This is a genomic window from Stenotrophomonas sp. 22DLJC03 (assembly GCF_056861405.1).
Genome location: NZ_JBSPUG010000001.1, coordinates 523,824 through 543,871, shown reverse-complemented (window position 1 = coordinate 543,871; position 20,048 = coordinate 523,824). Strand labels below are relative to the sequence as shown.

Below are 20,048 nucleotides of genomic sequence, written 5' to 3'. Positions count from 1 at the left end.
GCGTTTCGTTCACATCCTGTGAAGTCCACGGAACAGGGATGATACCTGTTCGGCGGACCCGGCCGGGCCGGGCATGAAAAAACCCCGCGACGTAGGTCGCGGGGTTTCGGAAACTCCGGCTATCTGGTCGAGGTTGCCAGCCAGCGGCCGGCACTACCGCAACCGGTTCATTTCGCCAGGTTCAGTTCCTTCAGCAGCTGCGGCGCCGGCGCCACTTCCTGCATGATCCACTGCATGTAGCGGCTGTCCACGGCGATCATGCGGGTCATCACCGGGTCGAACACCCAGTTGGAGCTGACCGATTCCCAGTTGCCGTCGAAGGCCAGGCCCACCAGCTTGCCGTTGGCATCCAGCACCGGCGAACCCGAGTTGCCGCCGGTAATGTCCAGGTTGGACAGGAAGTTCACCGGCACCGAACCAATGCGCTTGTCTTCCAGGCCGCCGTAACGCTTGGCCTTGACCGCATCGAGCAGCGCCTTCGGCGAATCGAACGGATCTTCACCGGTTTCCTTCGCCGCCACGCCTTCCAGGGTGGTGAACGGGGTGTACTTCACGCCGTCCTTGCCGTACCCCATGACGTTGCCGAAGGTGATGCGCAGCGACAGGTTGGCATCCGGATAGACGAACTCGCCCTGGCTCTTCTTGTAATCGGCCACCGCCTGCAGGTACAGCGGACGTGCGGTCAGCGATTCGCCTTCGCGGATCTTCTTCTGCTCTTCCTGCTTCAGCAGCGCCGGCATGACCGCAACGGCGTACTGGATGGCCGGATCGTTGCTGGCTTCGAACGCAGCGCGGTCGGCCTTGAACCACTTCAGGCGGTTGTCCAGGCTGCCCAGCTCGGTGCCGCCCAGCTTGTTCACCAGCGACTTGACCGCAGCAGCATCGCTGCCGGCCAGCCACTTGTTCAGCACTTCATTGTCGCGCTGCGCGGCCGGCAGAGCCACGTACTGGTCGAGCCAGTAGGTCTGCAGCTGCTGGTCCATCTTCGCCACGTAGCGGCGATCCATCTGCTTCAGGCCGCCTTCGATGGTGGTCAGGTCGCGTTCCTGGTAACCAGCTTCGCGTTCGGCATCCGGCTTGCTGCGCTCGATCGACAGGCGGTACAGGGTGATCGCCGCGCCGACGGCCGAGGTGTTATTGAACTGACCGACGAACAGGTCGCGTTCGCGGGTGGACTTGCTGGTATCCAGATGCTTGAGCAGCTGCGCGTGTGCGGCCAGGGCCGGCTTGCCGGCAGCACCCTGCTTCTTCAGCCAGGCCAGCACGGCGGCTTCTTCAGCCTGCTTCTGGCCCGCGGCGTCGATGCGCTTGAAGCCTTCCAGCTGGCCCAGGTAGTTCTTGGCCACGTTGTTCATGCTGGCGGCAGTGGCGGCGTACTTCACCTTGACGTCGGCGTCGGCCTTGCCGGCGTCGGCGATCATCTTCAGCACTGCGTTGTAGTGCTTGGCGATGGTCGGGTAGGTGAAGCTGGCGGTTTCGTTGAACTCGCCGGCCAGTGCGTAGCGGTTGGTGCGGCCCGGGTAGCCGGCCACCATCACGAAGTCGTCGGCACCCAGCGGCTGGTCGGCGAACTTCAGGAAGTGCTTGGGCTGGTACGGCACGTTGTCGGCGGCGAAGGCGGCCGGCTTGCCATCCTTGCCTACATAGGCGCGGTAGAACGAGAAATCACCGGTGTGGCGCGGCCACATCCAGTTGTCGACGTCGCCACCGAACTTGCCGACGCTGCCCGGGGGCGCGTAGACCAGGCGCACGTCCTTGATTTCCATGTTGCGGAACAGGCGGTAGGTGTTGCCACCGGAGAAACTGTACAGGCGGCAGCGGAAGCCGGCGTCGGCTTCACAGGCGGCGACCTGTGCCTTGTCGAAGGCGTCCAACGCGCGGCTGCGGGCCAGCGGGTCGTTGCCGGCGGCAGCGATGGCGGCCTTGGCCTGGGTGGTGACGTCGGTAATCTGGTCGAGCACGAACACGCGGGCGTTCGGGCCGGCGCTCAGTTCATCCTTCAGGGTCGGCGCGTTGAAGCCGTCCTTGATCAGGTTCTTCTGCGCAGTCGAATTCAGCTGGATGGCGCCATAAGCGCAGTGGTGGTTGGTGACCACCAGGCCCTGCGGCGAGACGAAGCTGGCGGTGCAGCCGCCGAGGGCGACGACGGCGCCCATCGGGTCGCCGGTCAGGTTGGACAGCTGTTCCGGGGACAGCTTCAGGCCGGCCTTCTGCAGCGGGCCGGCGATTTCCGGCAGCTGCTGCGGCACCCACATGCCTTCAGCGGCATGGGCGACCTGGGCCAGCCCGAGGCTGGCGACGATGGAGAATGCAAGCAGGTTCGAGCGCATGGAGCGGCCCCTGGTAGTGGAACCTTCGATTGTAGCCCGCCGCCCTGCCCCGCCCCGAACCCCGGAAGTCATGGACCTGGCTCACCGATGCCCCGGTAGCAGCCAACCTTGGTTGGCACCCGCGCATCTAGCGGGCATGGCCCGGCGAGCACAGCGGCCACGTTCGAAACGCCCGCCAGCACACGCCTTTCGTTCCGCCACTGCACCCGCAGCGCAACATGGGAATTCCGCGCGGGCCTCTATAATCCGCGTTTTCCCCCTGATGAGTTCCACCCCGATGGCGCAGCAAACGATGAAGGCCCTGGTCAAGCGCGAAGCAGCCAAGGGCATCTGGATGGAAGAGGTTCCGGTGCCGACTCCGGGCCCCAACCAGGTCCTGATCAAGCTGGAAAAGACCGCGATCTGCGGTACCGACCTGCACATCTACCTGTGGGACGAATGGAGCCAGCGCACGATCAAGCCGGGCCTGACCATCGGCCATGAGTTCGTCGGCCGCATCGCCGAGATCGGCCCGGGCGTGACCGGCTACGAGATCGGCCAGCGCGTCTCGGCCGAAGGCCACATCGTCTGCGGCCATTGCCGCAACTGCCGTGGCGGCCGCCCGCACCTGTGCCCGAACACCGTCGGCATCGGCGTCAACGTCAACGGCGCGTTCGCCGAATACATGGTGATGCCGGCCAGCAACCTGTGGCCGATCCCGGACCAGATTCCGTCCGAGCTGGCCGCGTTCTTCGATCCGTACGGCAACGCCGCGCACTGCGCGCTGGAGTTCAACGTGATCGGTGAAGACGTGCTGATCACTGGCGCTGGCCCGATTGGCATCATCGCCGCAGGCATCTGCAAGCACATCGGCGCACGCAACGTGGTGGTCACCGACGTCAACGATTTCCGCCTGAAGCTGGCCGCCGACATGGGCGCCACCCGCGTGGTCAACGTCGCCAACACCTCGTTGAAGGACGTGATGAAGGAACTGCACATGGAGGGCTTCGACGTGGGCCTGGAAATGAGCGGCAACCCGCGTGCGTTCAACGACATGCTCGACTGCATGTACCACGGCGGCAAGATCGCCATGCTCGGCATCATGCCCAAGGGCGCCGGTTGCGACTGGGACAAGATCATCTTCAAGGGCCTGACCGTGCAGGGCATCTACGGCCGCAAGATGTACGAGACCTGGTACAAGATGACCCAGCTGGTGCTGTCCGGCTTCCCGCTCGGCAAGGTGATGACCCACCAGCTGCCGATCGACGACTTCCAGAAGGGCTTCGACCTGATGGAAGAAGGCAAGGCCGGCAAGGTTGTTTTGAGCTGGAATTGACCCTTCGCCGCGCGCGATGAGTGGGTGCCGAGCTTGCTCGGCACACCTCGAAATTGAAAAAGGCGCCCGATGGGCGCCTTTTTCGTAAAGCTTGCCAGGCAAGCCTGGCACCTACCGTAACGCCTGCGGCGTTACTTACCGATGGCCACGCTCAGCATCACGCGGCTGTGGGCCAGCTTGCCGGAGTTGTCGCGGCCGTTGCCGTCGGTGCCGTAGTAGCCCAGGCCGACCTTGGCCATCCCGAACTGGCGCTCAACGCCGACATTCCAGTCGGTGTAATCCTTGGCGATGCCGTCTTCAAACGTGCTGCGGCCGACATTGGCATTCAGGGTGAAGTCCTTCGGCAGGCCCCAGCTGCCACCCAGGCCGAAGTACCAGCCATCGGTGCTGCTGTTCCATACATCGTTGGTGTAGGCCACCGTCAGCTTGTAGGTGTCATCCAGCGTGGTGGTGGTGATCAGCTCGTTGTAGTTCTGGTGGCTGGACTTCAGGTAGGTGTAGCGGTTCAGCAGCACGTCGAAGTTGACGCGCTCGGTGACATCCACGCCGTAGCCGATCAGGTAGTCGACCTCGGTCTTCGGATCACCTGCACCGAAGTCCACGCCCGAGCCCCAGACGCCGGCATACAGGCCGACCGGGCTGGTGTAGGTGAAGCCAGCCTGCAGGGTCGGATCCTCATCGGTCTGCGACACACCACGGAACAGGTAATCGGAAACAGCGGTGACGTTCCAGCTGTACGGCGATTCGTTTTCCTGGGCGCTGGCGGCGAACGGGGCGGCCAGGGTCAGGGCAGCGGCAATGGCGAGGCAGGCACGGGCGTGCGTCATGAGCGTCTCCGGTGGGGGCGGTGGCGTGGAAGGCAGGAGCGGGCGTAGCGGCCGGAGCCCGACAGCTCCGGTTCACGAATTCTTAACCAGTTTGCTATTGCGATGCAACATGTGCCGGCCGTGGCGATGCCCCACCAAGGCCGGTTGGCGAGCGGCGATGCCCGGTAGAATCAGTGGTTTCCCCGTTCAGAGCCGTGCCCACGCCATGACCGACGCCTCCTCCGCCCTGACCCGCCACTATGCCGAGGAACTGGACGCCATCCGCGCCCAGGGCCTGTTCAAGTCCGAGCGGATCATCACCAGCCCGCAGTCGGCCGAGATCACCCTCGACGACGGCCGCACGGTGCTGAACTTCTGCGCCAACAACTACCTGGGCCTGGCCGATCATCCGGACCTGATCCAGGCGGCCAAGGACGCACTGGACAGCCATGGCTTCGGCATGGCCTCGGTACGTTTCATCTGCGGCACCCAGGACCTGCACAAGCAGCTGGAAAAGCAGATCGCCGAGTTCTTCGGCAAGCAGGACACCATCCTGTACGCGGCCTGCTTCGATGCCAACGGCGGCCTGTTCGAGCCGCTGCTCGGCGAGAACGACGCGATCATTTCCGACGCGCTGAACCATGCCTCGATCATCGACGGCGTGCGTCTGTGCAAGGCCAAGCGCTTCCGCTACGCCAATTGCGACATGGCCGACCTGGAAGCGCAGCTGCAGGCTGCGGATGCCGCCGGCTGCAAGACCAAGCTGATCACCACCGACGGCGTGTTCTCGATGGACGGCTTCATCGCCCCGCTGGACGAGATCACCGCACTGGCGAAGAAGTACAACGCGCTGGTGCACATCGATGAGTGCCACGCCACTGGCTTCCTCGGCGCCACCGGCCGTGGCTCGGCCGAAGTGAAGGGCGTGCTGGAGAAGATCGACATCATCACCGGCACCCTGGGCAAGGCCATGGGTGGTGCGCTGGGTGGCTTCACCTGCGCCAGCGCCGAGGTGATCGAACTGCTGCGCCAGCGCTCGCGTCCTTACCTGTTCTCCAACTCGCTGCCGCCGCACGTGGTTGCTGCCGGCATCAAGGCATTCGAGATGCTGGCCGCCGCCGATGACCTGCGCGGCGCCCTGGCCAAGAACACCGCTTACTTCCGCGAAAAGATGACCGCCGCCGGATTCGACGTGAAGCCGGGCGTGCACCCGATCAGCCCGGTGATGCTGTACGACGCACCGCTTGCACAGAAGTTCGCCGAGCGCCTGCTTGAGGAAGGCATCTATGCGATCGGCTTCTTCTTCCCGGTGGTGCCCAAGGGCCAGGCCCGCATCCGTACCCAGATCAGCGCCGCGCATACGCGTGCCCACCTGGATCGCGCCATCGATGCGTTCACCCGCATCGGCGTCGAGCTGGGCGTGATCAAGGGTTGATCATGGCCGGGGTCGGATCCCTTTCCCGCGGAAAGGGCTCTGACCCCATCGGTCAAGGCGTGTCGACCAAGGTCGACACCCACAGGCGTCATTTCTTTTTCTTCTTGCCCTTCGGCTCGTCCTTGCTGGCCACCACCACCGGCTTGGCAGCGGCATCCTGGCCGTTGCCCTTGGCAACGCGGATGCCGTTGGCCTTCATCCAGGCATCGAATTCGTCGGCAGTCATCTTCTTGTCGCCGTTGCTCATCAGGAAGCGGTAGCTGCCGCGACCGTCCAGTTCCGGGGTCTTCACTTCCACCACCGGGGTTTCGGCAGGCGTTTCCGCCTTGGCCACTTTCTTGTGGCCGCCACAGGCCGTGAGCAGCACCATCGGCAGCAGCAGGCCTGCGCAGCGCAGGGTTTGGTTGAGGGTCGGGTGGTACATGGTGGGCAGGCTCCGTTCGGGAAATTCAACAACCAGGCGCCCCCTACGCCTGGAACGGTGACCGGCAGTTGCCGGCCGCAGGCGATGATCAGCCTGTTGCAGCGGCCCCCAGCCGCTGCTGGTCGCTGACCTCAAGCACCCGCCACCGGCCCTTGCCGAGATCGCCGAGCGTGAGCTCTCCGATCGCAACCCGGACCAGGCGCAGCACCTGCAGGTCGAAGGCCGCCAACAGGCGACGGATATGGCGGTTGCGACCCTCGTCGAGGACCACCTCCAGCCACGCGGTCTTGTCACCGCTGCGCAGCACGCGCACGGCCAGGGCGACCAGGAACTCGCCCTCGTCTTCGACACCGGCGCGCAACGCGGCCAGGGTGTCCTGGTCGGGCAGGCGGTCCACCTGCACGTGATAGGTCTTCTGCGGCCCGGTCTCCGGATCGGTCAGATGCGCCGCCCACTGCGGATCATTGCTGAACAACAGCAGGCCTTCACTGGCCTTGTCGAGGCGCCCGACCGGTGCGATCCACGGCAGGCCGGCACCATCGAAACAACGGTAGACCGTGTCACGTCCACGCTCGTCCTGTGCGGTAGTGACCACGCCCCGTGGCTTGTTGAGCATCAGGTACAGGCGCTGCGGCGCAGCCATCGGCTGGCCGTCGACCTCGATCAGCGGTGCCGGGCTGGCAATTGGAAATTCAGGATCACGGACGATGCGGCCAGAGACGCGTACCCGCCCTTCGGCGATCCAGCGCGCGGCCTCGCTGCGCGAGCACACGCCGGCCTTGGACAGCACGCGCGCCAGGCCATGGCGCACACCACTGGAGGCGTTCGGGTTCGCACGCCCACGCGGGGCGTGGGAGCGGGCGGCGGGGGCGGCAGGTGGGCGGCGCGTGCGCAAGCCTCTGCTCCCCGCGTCGCTTACTTCTTGTCGACCGGCTTGGTCTCAGCCGGTACTTCGGCTGCGGCCGGGGTGGCTGCCGGGGTCGCTGCCGGAGCCGGACGCGCCTTGACCACGCGCACACCACGCGCCTTCATCCAGGCGTCGAACTCCTCGGCGGTCATGCGCTTGCCGTTCTGGCTCATGTCGAAGCGCCACGGCGTATTGTCGAACTCGGTCTGCGGCTTGTAGGCGGCCGGATCGTTCGGCTTCACCGCTGGTGCACTCGGAATGGCCTTGGCGATGTTCTGGCAACCATCAATGCGCAGACGCTGCAGCACCTGGTCCAGCGACTGCGACGGATCGTAGTTGCCGCTCAGCACGCCGGCCGGCATGCCCAGCTGGTTGCCACGGATGTACAGCTCGTCAGCCACCGGTGCGATGGTCGTGGCCGGCAACGGCAGCGGCGAGGCGCTGGTGTTGACCGAGCAATCGACCGCAGCGTGGGCGGCGGGAACCAGGGCCAGCGCCAGGACGGCGGCCGATGCAGAGCGCAGCATGAAGGGCATCCAGGAAAGGAAGTGACGCGGCGAGTTTAGCAATGCCGCGACAGCTTTCAAGCGCCACTTTCAATGAATACGGCAACTCATTGGTTCTAGAAGAAAATTACCGACGAACGGTTGGCCGTCAGCGGGCGACTCCGGGGGGGCCGGACAGTCCAGGCCGCAGAAACAACAAGACCCGGCCGAAGCCGGGTCCTGCTGTGTCCTACTGGCAGAGCGTCAGAACTTAGTTCTGGACGTTCAGCTCGGTACGACGGTTCTTGGCGCGACCTTCCGGGTTGTCCGAACCATCCGGGTTGGTGTTCGGGGCAATCGGACGGCTCTCGCCGTAGCCGATCGGGCCGACCAGGCGACCGGCGTCAACGCCGTTCTTGGTCAGGTAGTTGTACACGGCGGTAGCACGACGCTCCGACAGCTTCTGGTTGTAAGCGTCGGTACCCTTCGAGTCGGTGTGACCGGCGACTTCAACGCGCAGATCCGGGTAACGCTTCAGGATCTCGGTGGCTTCGCTCAGGATCGCCACGGCGTCCGGACGCAGGTTCGACTTGTCGAAGTCGAAGTTGACGCCCTTCAGGTCGATGGAGACCGGCACCGGGCAACCGTCCGGACCGATGGTCTGACCCGGCTGCGAGTTCGGGCACTTGTCGTCGCAGTTGTTGACGCCGTCACCGTCGTCATCCAGGTCGGCGCAGCTCGGGGCAACCGGAGCCGGAGCCGGCACAGCTGCCACCGGGGCCGGGCCCAGCGGGATCACGACGCCGACCGAAGCCAGCACGTCACCGAACCAGTCTTCCTTCGGAGCGGCAACGCTCTGGTCGTCGAAGTCAGCGCGGTAGGCCACTTCGGCGCGGACAGCAACGCGCTTCTCGAAGGTGGTCTGCAGGCCGACGCCCAGCTTGGCGGCAACGTTGCCGTCCTTACGCTGGCGCGGACCATTGGCATTCAGCGCCGGGTACTCTTCTTCCGACTTCTGGTAGCCCAGGCCACCGACGATGTACGGGTTCCAGCCGCGGCCTTCCTTGATGAAGTGGCGACGCAGGTCCAGCGAGACGCCGTACTGCGACCAGTTCAGGTCCTTGTTCGAATCGAAGTTCGGGTTCTGATAGTTCAGCTCACCGTCCAGCGACCAGTTCGGGCTGATGAACTTGCCCAGGCCCAGGGTCACGAACGGAGCGTCATTGGTCAGACGGTCGCTGTCCTGGAAGTTGAAGCCGGCCGAACCGGTCAGGTACCAGCGGTCATCGAACTCCTGCGCGGAAGCAGCCTGGGCGAAAGCCAGACCGCCCAGCAGCGCGGCAGTAAGGATCTTCTTGTTCATTGAGTACAGCTCCTATTTCGGGGGTATGAAACCGGTAGAGGCATGGGCCAGCACTACTGCGTCGAAGCTCGACAGCCGATTCAGCACGCCACCGCCGCGAACATTATGCTCAGGCGGGTGAAGGTCATGTTAACAGTCCCGTAACATGTGAAGTGTTGTGCCCGACCCTCCACCGGTCCGACGTTGAAACCCTATACAGGATGATGAAAATCCGCAAGACCCTCACGCTGCAAGGGTTTGACGGGGTTTAAGTGCGAAAAGCGACATTCTTCGCCACACACTGCATCACGCGATTCAGCGCGTTTGCGGAAAGGTGAGGAACCTTATGATGCAGATACGAACCCAGCCGGAGCCGAGATGAAAGCCGTCGCCCTGAGTCGTGAATCCGCCCCCGCCCTGCACGATATTCATCTGCCTCCACCGCTGCCTCCGGGCGGCCGCGACCTGTTGGTGCGGGTCGAGGCGGTCTCGGTCAACCCCGTCGACAGCAAGCAGCGCGCCGCCACCGATCCGGCCACGCTCGATGCCCCCCGCGTCCTCGGCTGGGACGCCGCCGGCGTGGTCGAGGCGATCGGCGACGAGGCCAGCCTGTTCGCCTCCGGTGACGAGGTCTACTACGCCGGTGATGTCACCCGCCCCGGCTGCAACGCGCGGTACCAGCTGGTGGATGAGCGCCTGGTCGCACGCAAGCCGACCACCCTCGACTTCGCCGAGGCCGCCGCATTGCCACTGACCACCCTCACCGCATGGGAACTGCTGTTCGAGCGGATGCCCCTGCGGCTGGATGACCGTCGCCAATCCGGCCAGCACCTGCTGGTGATCGGCGGCGCAGGTGGCGTCGGCTCGATGGCGATCCAGCTGGCCCGTCACGCAGGCTTCGAGGTGATCGCCACCGCATCCCGCGACGCCTCGATCGACTGGTGCCGGCGAATGGGTGCCCAGCACGTGATCGACCACCGGCAACCGCTGCTGCCACAACTGCAGGCGCTGGGAATCGATGCGGTGCAGGTCGCACTCAACCTGGCCGACACTGATCACTATTGGGACGAACTGGGCCTGCTGCTGGCGCCGCAGGGACATGTCGGCCTCATCGTCGAACCGCGCGGCCCGCTGCGTATCGGCGATCCCTACAAAGCCAAGTGCATCGGCATCCACTGGGAATTCATGTTCGCGCGCTCGCGCTTCGCCACGGCCGACCGCATCGAGCAGCACCGCATCCTCAGTCGCGCAGCCAGCATGATCGATGCCGGCCAGCTGCGTGGCACGCTCAGTGAGACGCTGGGCACGATCAATGCGGCGAATCTGGACATCGCGCATCAGCGCCTGGCCAGCGGACGCACGCTCGGCAAGCTGGCACTGGTGGGCTGGGGCGAGTGAGCGGTCGGGTAGGAACGCGTCCACACTCGGCTTGGCTCGAATGCTGATGTAGAGCCGAGCCCATGCTCGGCTGTGCGGCCCGCCTGTGGCGGTGGATTGGCCTGCATCTGTATCTATTGAATCAACGGAATCGGGATTACGGTGGAAACAGATTCCCCTCCCCCCGAGACCGCCATGCCCACCGCTCTGCCCCTGCGCCTGCTGCAACTGATCATCGGCCTGTTCCTGTACGGCTTCGGTGCCTCGCTGATGATCCGCGCCGCCATCGGCGTGGCGCCCTGGGATGTACTGTCGCAGGGCATCGCCGCGCAGACGCCGCTGTCCTTCGGCCTGGCCACCAACGTGATCGGCGCACTGGTGCTGCTGCTGTGGTGGCCGCTGCGGCAGAAGCCGGGCGTGGGAACCGTGCTCAACGTAATGCTGATCGGTCCCTCGGCCCAGTTCGGGCTGTGGCTGCTGCCGCCAGCAGTCGGCCTCGGCTGGCAGCTCGCGATGTTCTGCGCCGGCATGCTGCTGGTCGCGCTGGCCACCGGCCTGTACATCGGTGCCAAGCTCGGCCCGGGCCCGCGCGATGGCCTGATGACCGGCCTGCACGCCCGCACTGGCTGGCCGATCTGGAAGGTGCGCAGCCTGATCGAGGGCAGCGTGCTGCTGCTGGGCTGGTGGCTGGGCGGCAATGTCGGCCTGGGTACGCTGGCCTTCGCCCTGCTGATCGGCCCGCTGTGCGGGGTGACGCTGGGCTGGTTCGGGATTGGTCGTCCCGCGGTAGTGCCGGCCGCTGGCCGGCAGCCGCAGTCCCCCTGAGCTACCCCGAATGCCGGCCAGCGGCCGGCACTACCCAAAGGCCGGCCCTTGCCCCGGCCGCCGTTTCGCGGCACCCTTCGCGCTTCCGTACGCAAGCGTATCGACCATGTCGCCAGCCAACGAAAGCGCCTATCCCCACCTGTTCGCCCCGCTGGACCTGGGCTTCACCCAGCTGCGCAACCGCGTATTGATGGGCTCGATGCACACCGGCCTGGAAGATCGCGCCCGCGACTTCCCGCGGCTGGCGGCCTACTTCGCCGAGCGCGCCGAGGGCGGTGTCGGCCTGATCGTCACTGGTGGCTTCGCCCCGAACGTGGTCGGCTGGCTGAAGCCATTCGGCGGCAAGCTCTCCTGGCCCTGGGAAGTGCGGCCGCACCGCCAGCTGACCGCCGCCGCGCACCAGCACGGCGCGAAGATCTGCCTGCAGCTGCTGCATGCCGGCCGCTATGCCTACCACCCGCTGTCGGTGGCGCCGTCGAAGCTGAAGGCGCCGATCAACCCGTTCACCCCGCGCGCGCTGTCGGCCGGTGGTGTCGAACGCCATATCGCCGACTACGCACGCAGCGCGAAGCTGGCCCGCGAGGCCGGCTATGACGGCGTCGAAGTGATGGGCTCGGAGGGTTACCTCATCAACGAGTTCATCGCACCGCGTACCAACAAGCGCGCTGATCAATGGGGCGGCGACGCACGCCAGCGCATGCGCTTCGCAGTGGAAATCGTGCGCCGCATCCGCGAAGCCTGCGGCCCGGACTTCATCATCATCTACCGCCTGTCGCTGGTCGACCTGGTGGAAGACGGCAGCAACTGGGACGAGATCGTGCAGCAGGCGCAGGCCATCGAGGCTGCCGGTGCGACCATCATCAACTCCGGCATCGGCTGGCACGAAGCGCGCATTCCGACCATCGCCACCTCGGTACCGCGCGCGGCCTTCGCCGGGGTTACCGCCAAGCTCAAGCCGCACGTAAAGCTGCCGCTGGTGGCGACCAACCGCATCAACATGCCCGACGTGGCCGAGCGCATCCTGGCCGGCGGCGGCGCCGACATGGTGTCGCTGGCGCGGCCGCTGCTGGCCGACCCGCAGTGGCCGAACAAGGCGCGTGCCGGCCGTGCCGAGGCGATCAACACCTGCATCGCCTGCAACCAGGCCTGCCTGGACCATGTGTTCGAGAACAAGCTGGCCAGCTGCCTGGTCAATCCGCGTGCCGCACACGAGACCGAGCTGGTCTACCACCCCACTGCCGCGCCGAAGAAGATCGCCGTGGTCGGCGCCGGCCCGGCCGGCCTGGCCTGCGCCACCGTCGCTGCCCAGCGCGGCCACCAGGTGACCCTGTTCGATGCCAACGACGAGATCGGCGGCCAGTTCAACGTGGCCAAGCGCATCCCGGGCAAGGAAGAATTCCACGAGACCCTGCGCTATTTCCGCCACACGCTGGGCGAGACTGGCGTGCAGCTGCGCCTCGGCACCCGCGCCGATGCCGCCAATCTGGCCGGCTTCGACGAGGTGGTGCTGGCCACGGGAATCACCCCGCGCAGGGTCGACTTCCCCGGTGCCGACCACGCCAAGGTGGTGAACTACCTGGACGTGCTGCTGGGCCGTGTCGAAGTCGGCGCCAATGCGGCGATCATCGGCGCCGGCGGCATCGGCTTCGACGTCGGCGAGTTCCTCAGCCATTCGGGCGAGTCGCCGTCGCTGGACCCGCAGCGCTGGATGGCCGAATGGGGCGTGGACGCCACCTTCGAGGCCCGCGGCTCGCTGGCGCGGCCGCAGGCCGAGGCGTCGCCGCGCCGGTTGTGGCTGCTGCAGCGCAGCCCGGGCAAGCCCGGCGCGCGGTTGGGCAAGACCACCGGCTGGATCCACCGGGCCACACTGAAGGCCAAGGGCGTACGCATGCTCGGCGGCGTCGAGTACCTGGGCGTGGACGACGAAGGCCTGCGCATCCGCGTTGAAGGCAGCGAACAACTGCTGCCGGTCGATCACGTGGTGATCTGCGCCGGCCAGGAACCGAACCGCACGCTGCAGGCCGAACTGCAGGCCGCCGGCATCAACGCACAGTTGATCGGCGGCGCCGATGTGGCCGCCGAACTGGATGCGAAGCGGGCGATCGACCAGGGCAGCCGGGTCGCCGCTGCGCTTTGATGAGAACCTGAATGGGGGGCGGAATGTGATTTCCGTCACCCCTGCCGAACCTGAATGTCAAGCCGGGCGATTCACGATGCGTTCGGCTATCCCCCCCTACCTTGCGCCATCTTTCCGCTCACCAGCCAGTTTCCGGTGAGCCGGCGCGGCCCCCTCGATCGGTACTGATCGTTCTTTTGGGGCTGCCCACGGGGCGGCCCCGATGGCCGCCTCCCCATGACGCCAAGTCGTACCCCGCCTCCTGTCGCGCCCGCGGCCGGAACCGGAGCGTGCGGCCCATACGGAGCAAGGAGTTATATGAAACTGGCCTGGATTCTCTGGCTGTCGCAGTTGTTGCCCCAGCCGGCCGCTGATTCATTGTGTTTGAGCACCACCGTGTACCTGGAAGCCCGCGACCAGACCCTGCGTGGCCAACAGGCCGTGGCCGAGGTTGCCCTGCGCCGCCTCGACAGCGGCCTGTGGGGTGACTCGATGTGCCAGGTGGTGACCGCGCGCAAGCAGTTCGCACCGACCATCGTCTCCCCCGGCACCCAGCTGGGGAACGACGCGGCCTGGAGCGAGGCGATGAACGTGGCCTTCGACGCCGAGCGCAACTGGGCGCTGCCGGCCGGCGAGCGCCGCGAGATCGTGCCCGGTGCCAGTCACTTCGCCGCGCTGGCCATCGCCAGCCCGAACTGGCGCAACGCCTACCAGGTGGCCACCATCGGCGATCACACCTTCTATAAGGTGCAGAACCTCAAGCCACGGCAGTCGTAACGATCCGTGCTGGCGGCAGCGTTGCCGCCCGCCGCCAGGCTCTGGGATAGTGGGTGCTTCCCGCACGCATCACCTGGAGTTCCCATGAAGCTGTACAGCAAGCCCGGTGCCTGTTCCACCGCCGACCACATCGCCCTGCAATGGACCGGCCAGCCGTTCGAGGTTGAACTGCTGAACAAGGACACCCTGAAGGGTCCGGAATTCCTCAAGATCAATCCGGCCGGCGCGGTACCCGCGCTGGTCGATGGCGACTTCGTGCTGCTGCAGAACGCGGCAATCATGGGCTACATCGCTGACAGCTTCCCGCAGGCCGGCCTCGGCGGCGACGGTAGTCCGCGCCAGCGCGCCGAGGCCACCCGCTGGCTCGCCTTCGTCAACTCCGATGTGCATCCGGCGTTCTCGCCGCTGTTCGCGCCGGGCAAGTTCATTGCCGACGAAAGCCAGTTCGATGCGATCCGCGCCGCCGCGCACAAGCGCCTGCGCGGCCTGTTCGAGACCGCCGACAAGCAGCTGGCCGACAAGCCTTGGCTCGCCGGCTTCCGCAGCTTCGCCGATCCGTACTTCTACATCACCCTGCGCTGGGCCGCCGGCACCAAGGTCGACCTGTCCGGCCTGGACAACCTGGCCGCCTACAAGGCGCGCATGGACGCCGATGCCGGCGTGCAGGCCGTGCTGAAGGCCGAAGGCCTGGCCTGACCCTGGTCAGGGGTCAGAGCCGTTCGCGTGGCGAGCGGATCCGGCCTCAGAGGCCCCGAGGCGGGGTCGGAACCGTCTGCGCAGCAGGCGGCTCTGACCCATCGGCTCCATCGACCCGATCAGCCGATCTGGCGGATCACTTCGCCCTTGGCATCGCGCAGGTAGGTCGGCACCACTTCGATGCGCAGCGCCGCCGCCACCGGGTAGATACCGCGCTCGGCACGCACGCCCGCCAGCGCCTGCAGTCCCGGCTCGTCCAGTGCCCAGCGCGCGCTGTCGGCGGACACGTCGCCGACGTCACTGCGCCCGGCCGGAATGAATTCCCACTGCCGCTCGCGGCTGACCAGTTCCAGCGATTTGCCATGGCGCAGGCGCAGCGGCAGCAGCTCGCACACGCTGGCGACCTGGCCGGCCCCCAGCACCAGGGTAGTGATGCCCGCCTCCTGCCGCCAATCCAGTGTCTCGATGAACAACATGCCGGTACTGGAGCCCTCGCGCTCGCTGCCGGCCCTCACCTGCTGCGCCAACCCCGCATCGTCCAGCAGGTTGCCGCGGTGCAGGTCGCTGATCCACAGCGGCATCGCCGGCTGCAGCACCTGCAGCACACCGCGCGTCGACCAGCGTTTGACCGCCTCCATTTCTTCGTCGGTCAACCCGACCAGCTGCAGGAACTGCAGATGACCGTTGGCGGTATCACGCGCGGGAAGCTGCGGGTCGGCGATGAAGGCGAGGTGGCACAACCGCGTGTCGGTCTCCAGCGCAATCGGACCATTGGCATTGAGGTGGTGACCGTCCTCGAACACATTGCCGCTGCCGAACACATAGCGCGCCAGGTTCTGCAGCAGGTTCATCGGCCACACCGGCGGCTCACTGCCAGTGGTCTCGCCGGTGCTCGCAGCCAGGCGGAACGTCAGTTCGAAGCCATAACCGCTGTTGGCGGCATCGCTGCTCTCCTTGGCGTACAGCTCGGAGAATCCATAGGTGATGTAGTGCCAGTGCGGGACCGGCGCATCCGCCCAGTACACGCTGATGCCATCGAGGGGATCCTGGCCACCCAGCGTGTAGGGCAATGCAGTGCCGTAATGGCGCGGTTCCTGGCCGGCATGCAACGGCGCAAGCGCGGCGTTGATCGCGTCCCAGCCTGGGGTGTCGGTGTCGTCGTGGTCGTCCTGCACGGGAGACTCCTTGTGGGAAGTGAACCGGTCACTTTACGCGGTGGCTCAGGCCTGCACGACCTCGCCACCGTCATTCACCACGGCCGCCCGGGTTTCCTGCCACCAGCGCTGGGCCAGCGCCGGGCTGCGCGCCTTGCCCACCGCCGCCAGCAGTTCCGGGCACAGGCGCTCCAGCGCCAGCGCATCGGTGCAGCGTTCTATCTTCAACTGCATGAAGTAGCCCTTCAGGCCCAGGTGGCGGCGCACGGCCTCGCTCATCGCGTCGTACAGCTGCTGGTACAGCGCCGGATCCTGTTCGCGCCCGGTGCTGATGCCACGCAGCGGTGTCACCTCGGCACTTCCGCCGATCACTTCGATCAGGCCCTGTGCGGCCAGCTGCTCCAGTGCATCGGGTGGTGCGCGCAGGCCTTCGAACAGGCCGCGCAGTTCGGTGTCATCGCGATGGCCGTCAACCATCAGCAGGATCGAACGCAGTGCCGCCGGCAGGCGCCGGCCACGGTCCTCTATTTCCTGACGGCCAGCAGCCGTCTTGGCGTGCAGCAATGCCATTGCCTCCCCCTCCCTCGATGCGCAATGCCGGCGCACCCTTGCGGGCACGCTCCCCTGTGTGCCATTCCCGGACGGGGCGCGCCTTCCCCGGCGCGCGCCGCGTGTTGCAGGTCGATGACAGGCCGAGCTTAGCGCATGTTCTGGACGCGGAGGGTAGTGCCGGCCGCTGGCCGGCAATCCCATGATTCCCGAGGTTGCCGGCCAGCGCCCGGCACTACCGGATCAGCGGCCCAGCGCGCGGCGGATCTCCTCCAGCGCTCCGGGGTCATCCAGCGTCGACAGGTCGCCCGGGTCGCGTTGCTCGGCCAGCGCCTGCAGCGAACGCCGCAGCAGCTTGCCCGAGCGGGTCTTGGGCAACGCGTTGACCACGTGCACATGCGCCGGGCGTGCAACCGCACCGAGCGATGCGGTCACCGTGGCCATCATCTCGGCCACCACCGGCGCCGGATCCTCACCATCGAGGCCCTGCTTGAGGGTGACGAACACCAGCGGCACCTGCCCCTTCAGCTCATCCTTGACCCCGATCACGGCGGCCTCGGCCACACGCGGATGGCTGGAGATGGCTTCTTCAATCTCGCGCGTACCCAACCGGTGACCGGCCACGTTGATCACATCGTCGGTGCGGCCGAGGATGAAGGTGTAGCCATCGTTATCGCGGATCGCCCAGTCCAGTGAGCTGTACAGCAGCTCCTTGAAGTGGCTGAAATAGCTCTGCAGGAAGCGGCTGTCGTCGTTCCACACCGTGCTCATGCAGCCCGGCGGCAATGGAGGGGTCATCACCAGCACGCCCTTCTGCCCCGGCGCCACTTCTTCGCCGGTGTTCTCGTCGATCACCTTCATGCGGTAACCGAGGTTGGGGAAGCCCGGCGAACCGAACCGGACCGGCTTCATCTCCAGGCCTGGCAGCAGGGTCAGCGCCGGCCAGCCGGTTTCGGTCTGCCAGTAGTTGTCGATGATCGGCTTGCCAAGCGCCTCGCTGATCCAGTGCGCGGTCGGTTCATCCAGCGGCTCGCCGGCCAGGAACAGGTACTTCAGTGCGCCCAGGTCGTGGCGATGGATGAAGTCCGCGTCGTGCTTCTTCAGCACGCGGATGGCGGTGGGCGAAGAGAACATCGTGCGCACGTTGTACTGCTCGCACAGCGCCCACCAGATGCCCGGATCCGGGTTGGTCGGCAGCCCTTCGTACAGCAGCGAGGTGCAGCCACCGATCAGCGGGCCGTACACGTTGTAGGAATGGCCGACCGCCCAGCCGACATCGGAGGTGGAGAACATCACCTGCCCTGGCCGGCAGTCGAACACGGTCTCCATCGACTGCGCCATCGCCACCGCATAGCCGCCGACATCGCGTTGCACGCCCTTCGGCTTGCCGGTGGTGCCGGAGGTGTACAGCAGGTAGCTCGGCTCGCTTGATTCCAGCCACTGTACCGGCACATCGGTTTCGCCGATCTGTGCACGCAGCGTGGCGTACTCCACATCGCGTCCCGCCACACGCGGTTCTGCCGGGTCCAACCCTCGCGACACGATCAACACATGTGGCGGCGGATTACTGGCCTCGGCACAGGCCGCGTCGACCATCGCCTTGTACGGAATCAGCTTGCCGCCGCGCATGCCGGCATCGGCGGCGATCAGCAGTTTGGGCTTGGCGTCGTCGATGCGCAGCGCCAGGTTGTGCGCGGCGAAGCCGCCGAACACCACCGAGTGCACCGCACCGATGCGCGCGCAGGCGAGCATGGCAAATACCGCTTCGGCCATGTTCGGCATGTAGATCACCACGCGGTCACCGTGACCGACGCCCAGGTGCCTGAGCACGGCGGCGAAGTCGTTCACTTCGCGATACAGCTGGCGATAGGTGATCTCGCGGGTGCTGTTGGTCTCGGTGGAGATGGCGACCAGCGCCAGCTGGTCGGCGCGGTCGGCCAGGTGGCGGTCGACGGCGTTGTAGCAGAGATTGGTTTCGCCACCGACGAACCAGCGCCGGAACGGCGGATTGCTGTAGTCGAGCACCTGCTGCGGCTGTTTGTGCCAATGGATGCGCTTGGCTTCCTCGCCCCAGAAGGCCTCCGGCTCGTCGATCGAGCGACGGTAGGTTTCCTCGTAGTTCATGACGCAGCCCTCCCAGACAAAGTCATGGGTTCGAGGATAGTCCGGCGCTGCCGCGCGGGCCGCCCTACCTTGGTAGGGGGTGGGGTTTTGTTCTGCAGGGCTTGCAGTCCTGCACCTGCAGAGGCCAAAGCCCAAGCAACAGCAGAAGCTGGTTTCCTGAGGGAAGGCGGGGTGGGTCCGGTTGCGGGAGACGCCGTAAACCCCGCTCCGCGGTCCGGCCCAGCCGCTGGCGGCTGTGCGTTCGGGCGCTTGCGAAGCAGTGCTTCGCAAGCAAAGCACCCTCACCCTTGGGGGCTTGGCCGCGGCATCCATGCCGCGGACACTCCCGCAACCGGACCCACCCCGCCTTCGACAGTTGGCCGCGATCTGTCGGAACGGCGTATTGCCCTGATGGGTGTCGACCTTGGTCGACACGGTAGATCCACGCCATGCGTGGATGATTCATTCGATATCTGAGGGAAAAATCGTGTCGACCAAGGTCGACACCTACCAACAGCCGCGCGGAACAACGGCCGCAGTTACCAACAGCCGCGGGAACCTGTCGAAGGTGGGGCGGTGTCGGAGTGCGGGGTGTCAGCCGCATGGATGCGGCTGCCAAGCCTACAGGGACGTACTTGCGGCGTCCCCGCACTCCGACACCGTCCCGCCAACCCACGGATAGCCCGCTTTTGACGTTGACGTTGATTCTGCAGGTGCAGGGCTGCAAGCCCTGCCGCCCCCCCCTAGAACGGAGTCGCGGACTCGAACGCGAGCGCCTCGCCCGTCACTGGATGGGTGAATCGCAGGCTGCGCGCATGCAGGTGCACGCGCTGCGCCGGCACGGCGCCATACAGCACGTCACCAACGATGGGATGGCCGAGACTGGCCATGTGCAGGCGCAGCTGATGGCTGCGGCCAGTGATCGGTTCCAACTCCACGCGGGTGCGCTGCGCTTCAACATCACGGGCAAGTACACGCCAGCGTGTCAGCGCCGGCTTGCCGCGCTCGTGGTCGACCATCTGCTTCGGCCGGTTCGGCCAGTCCACGATCAGCGGCAGATCCACCTCACCGGCTTCGGCGTCCAGCTCCCCCTGCACGATCGCTTCGTAGCGCTTGCCGACCTGGCGCTGCTCGAACTGCATCGACAACGCCGCCTGCATGTCCTTGCCACGCGCATGCAGCAGCAGGCCCGAGGTCACCTGGTCCAGGCGGTGCACGGTCAGCGCGTCCGGGTACAGCGCCTGCAGCCGTGCGATCACGCAGTCCTGGTTCTCGGCGCTGCGACCGGGCACGGACAGCAGGCCGGCCGGCTTCTCGGCCACCAGCAGCGTGTCGTCGATGTAATGCAGATGGATCATCAGTTTCCGAGCCCCTCAAACAAGAACGGGGAAGCCGAAGCTTCCCCGT

Annotated in this window: 17 protein-coding genes; 7 read left to right on the top strand and 10 right to left on the bottom strand. The window is 66.1% G+C overall.

All coding sequences use genetic code 11. The features are described 5' to 3' along the window. Window positions 1–167 precede the first annotated feature (167 nt). Window positions 168–2,330: a S46 family peptidase gene (locus AC13GA_RS02475; RefSeq protein WP_482997448.1), complete on the bottom strand. Its 2,163-nt coding sequence runs from the start codon at window positions 2,328–2,330 to the stop codon at window positions 168–170. Window positions 2,331–2,622: 292 nt separating this feature from the next. On the opposite strand from AC13GA_RS02475, the gene tdh reads away from it, so the two are divergent. Continuing rightward, a complete protein-coding gene (gene tdh, locus AC13GA_RS02470; protein WP_032952044.1) occupies window positions 2,623–3,645 on the top strand; it encodes an L-threonine 3-dehydrogenase in 1,023 nt (340 codons plus the stop codon). A 131-nt stretch (window positions 3,646–3,776) separates the two neighbouring features. Here the strand turns inward: tdh and AC13GA_RS02465 are convergent, their stop codons facing one another. Continuing rightward, window positions 3,777–4,472 (bottom strand): TorF family putative porin, encoded by a 696-nt coding sequence (locus AC13GA_RS02465; protein ID WP_136639885.1) that lies wholly within the window; start codon window positions 4,470–4,472, stop codon window positions 3,777–3,779. A 205-nt stretch (window positions 4,473–4,677) separates the two neighbouring features. Between AC13GA_RS02465 and kbl the strand changes: the two genes are divergently transcribed. Continuing rightward, on the top strand, window positions 4,678–5,886 hold the full coding sequence (kbl, locus tag AC13GA_RS02460) for a glycine C-acetyltransferase (RefSeq protein WP_482997447.1): 1,209 nt from the start codon (window positions 4,678–4,680) through the stop codon (window positions 5,884–5,886). Window positions 5,887–5,974: 88 nt separating this feature from the next. On the opposite strand, the gene AC13GA_RS02455 is transcribed toward kbl, so the two are convergent. The 4 genes from AC13GA_RS02455 to AC13GA_RS02440 all read right to left on the bottom strand — a co-directional run bounded on the left by AC13GA_RS02455 (window position 5,975) and on the right by AC13GA_RS02440 (window position 9,065). Beyond that, window positions 5,975–6,310 (bottom strand): hypothetical protein, encoded by a 336-nt coding sequence (locus AC13GA_RS02455; protein WP_005412356.1) that lies wholly within the window; start codon window positions 6,308–6,310, stop codon window positions 5,975–5,977. An 88-nt stretch (window positions 6,311–6,398) separates the two neighbouring features. Beyond that, window positions 6,399–7,205 carry a pseudouridine synthase gene (locus AC13GA_RS02450; RefSeq protein ID WP_482997446.1) on the bottom strand — a complete coding sequence of 269 codons (807 nt, stop codon included), beginning with the start codon at window positions 7,203–7,205 and terminating at the stop codon, window positions 6,399–6,401. Between the two features lie 20 nt (window positions 7,206–7,225). Then, window positions 7,226–7,744 carry a hypothetical protein gene (locus tag AC13GA_RS02445; protein WP_046988125.1) on the bottom strand — a complete coding sequence of 173 codons (519 nt, stop codon included), beginning with the start codon at window positions 7,742–7,744 and terminating at the stop codon, window positions 7,226–7,228. Window positions 7,745–7,973: 229 nt separating this feature from the next. Further along, window positions 7,974–9,065, bottom strand: coding sequence for an OmpA family protein (locus AC13GA_RS02440; protein ID WP_046988126.1), 1,092 nt, complete (start codon window positions 9,063–9,065; stop codon window positions 7,974–7,976). 357 nt (window positions 9,066–9,422) lie between these two features. On the opposite strand from AC13GA_RS02440, the gene AC13GA_RS02435 reads away from it, so the two are divergent. From AC13GA_RS02435 to AC13GA_RS02415, 5 genes are all read left to right on the top strand, one after another. Next, window positions 9,423–10,442 carry a zinc-binding alcohol dehydrogenase family protein gene (locus AC13GA_RS02435; protein WP_482997445.1) on the top strand — a complete coding sequence of 340 codons (1,020 nt, stop codon included), beginning with the start codon at window positions 9,423–9,425 and terminating at the stop codon, window positions 10,440–10,442. Between the two features lie 174 nt (window positions 10,443–10,616). Beyond that, window positions 10,617–11,246, top strand: a complete 630-nt coding sequence (gene yczE / locus AC13GA_RS02430) for a membrane protein YczE (protein WP_136640046.1) — start codon at window positions 10,617–10,619, stop codon at window positions 11,244–11,246. Window positions 11,247–11,352: 106 nt separating this feature from the next. Beyond that, window positions 11,353–13,383, top strand: a complete 2,031-nt coding sequence (locus AC13GA_RS02425; protein WP_480982630.1) for an FAD-dependent oxidoreductase — start codon at window positions 11,353–11,355, stop codon at window positions 13,381–13,383. Window positions 13,384–13,680: 297 nt separating this feature from the next. After that, window positions 13,681–14,139, top strand: coding sequence for a cell wall hydrolase (locus AC13GA_RS02420; RefSeq protein ID WP_004145661.1), 459 nt, complete (start codon window positions 13,681–13,683; stop codon window positions 14,137–14,139). Between the two features lie 84 nt (window positions 14,140–14,223). After that, a complete protein-coding gene (locus tag AC13GA_RS02415; RefSeq protein WP_482997444.1) occupies window positions 14,224–14,835 on the top strand; it encodes a glutathione S-transferase N-terminal domain-containing protein in 612 nt (203 codons plus the stop codon). Between the two features lie 119 nt (window positions 14,836–14,954). On the opposite strand, the gene AC13GA_RS02410 is transcribed toward AC13GA_RS02415, so the two are convergent. The 4 genes from AC13GA_RS02410 to AC13GA_RS02395 all read right to left on the bottom strand — a co-directional run bounded on the left by AC13GA_RS02410 (window position 14,955) and on the right by AC13GA_RS02395 (window position 19,999). Continuing rightward, complete coding sequence (locus AC13GA_RS02410; protein WP_136640049.1) at window positions 14,955–16,010, bottom strand: suppressor of fused domain protein; 1,056 nt, start codon at window positions 16,008–16,010, stop codon at window positions 14,955–14,957. A 45-nt stretch (window positions 16,011–16,055) separates the two neighbouring features. Further along, window positions 16,056–16,559 (bottom strand): hypothetical protein, encoded by a 504-nt coding sequence (locus AC13GA_RS02405; RefSeq protein ID WP_482997443.1) that lies wholly within the window; start codon window positions 16,557–16,559, stop codon window positions 16,056–16,058. A gap of 222 nt (window positions 16,560–16,781) precedes the next feature. Then, entirely contained in the window at window positions 16,782–18,662 is a 1,881-nt protein-coding gene (gene prpE / locus AC13GA_RS02400; RefSeq protein ID WP_482997442.1) for a propionate--CoA ligase, read from the bottom strand. A gap of 722 nt (window positions 18,663–19,384) precedes the next feature. Then, entirely contained in the window at window positions 19,385–19,999 is a 615-nt protein-coding gene (locus AC13GA_RS02395; RefSeq protein ID WP_482997441.1) for an RluA family pseudouridine synthase, read from the bottom strand. Between the last annotated feature and the right edge of the window lie 49 nt (window positions 20,000–20,048).

Excerpts from the sequence above, each read along its gene's own strand:
- AC13GA_RS02475 (WP_482997448.1), bottom strand. The coding sequence starts at position 2,330 with ATGCGCTCGAACCTGCTTGCATTCTCCATCGTCGCCAGCCTCGGGCTG.
- tdh (WP_032952044.1), top strand. The coding sequence starts at position 2,623 with ATGAAGGCCCTGGTCAAGCGCGAAGCAGCCAAGGGCATCTGGATGGAA.
- AC13GA_RS02465 (WP_136639885.1), bottom strand. The coding sequence starts at position 4,472 with ATGACGCACGCCCGTGCCTGCCTCGCCATTGCCGCTGCCCTGACCCTG.
- kbl (WP_482997447.1), top strand. The coding sequence starts at position 4,678 with ATGACCGACGCCTCCTCCGCCCTGACCCGCCACTATGCCGAGGAACTG.
- AC13GA_RS02455 (WP_005412356.1), bottom strand. The coding sequence starts at position 6,310 with ATGTACCACCCGACCCTCAACCAAACCCTGCGCTGCGCAGGCCTGCTG.
- AC13GA_RS02445 (WP_046988125.1), bottom strand. The coding sequence starts at position 7,744 with ATGCTGCGCTCTGCATCGGCCGCCGTCCTGGCGCTGGCCCTGGTTCCC.
- AC13GA_RS02440 (WP_046988126.1), bottom strand. The coding sequence starts at position 9,065 with ATGAACAAGAAGATCCTTACTGCCGCGCTGCTGGGCGGTCTGGCTTTC.
- AC13GA_RS02435 (WP_482997445.1), top strand. The coding sequence starts at position 9,423 with ATGAAAGCCGTCGCCCTGAGTCGTGAATCCGCCCCCGCCCTGCACGAT.
- yczE (WP_136640046.1), top strand. The coding sequence starts at position 10,617 with ATGCCCACCGCTCTGCCCCTGCGCCTGCTGCAACTGATCATCGGCCTG.
- AC13GA_RS02425 (WP_480982630.1), top strand. The coding sequence starts at position 11,353 with ATGTCGCCAGCCAACGAAAGCGCCTATCCCCACCTGTTCGCCCCGCTG.
- AC13GA_RS02420 (WP_004145661.1), top strand. The coding sequence starts at position 13,681 with ATGAAACTGGCCTGGATTCTCTGGCTGTCGCAGTTGTTGCCCCAGCCG.
- AC13GA_RS02415 (WP_482997444.1), top strand. The coding sequence starts at position 14,224 with ATGAAGCTGTACAGCAAGCCCGGTGCCTGTTCCACCGCCGACCACATC.
- AC13GA_RS02405 (WP_482997443.1), bottom strand. The coding sequence starts at position 16,559 with ATGGCATTGCTGCACGCCAAGACGGCTGCTGGCCGTCAGGAAATAGAG.
- prpE (WP_482997442.1), bottom strand. The coding sequence starts at position 18,662 with ATGAACTACGAGGAAACCTACCGTCGCTCGATCGACGAGCCGGAGGCC.
- AC13GA_RS02395 (WP_482997441.1), bottom strand. The coding sequence starts at position 19,999 with ATGATCCATCTGCATTACATCGACGACACGCTGCTGGTGGCCGAGAAG.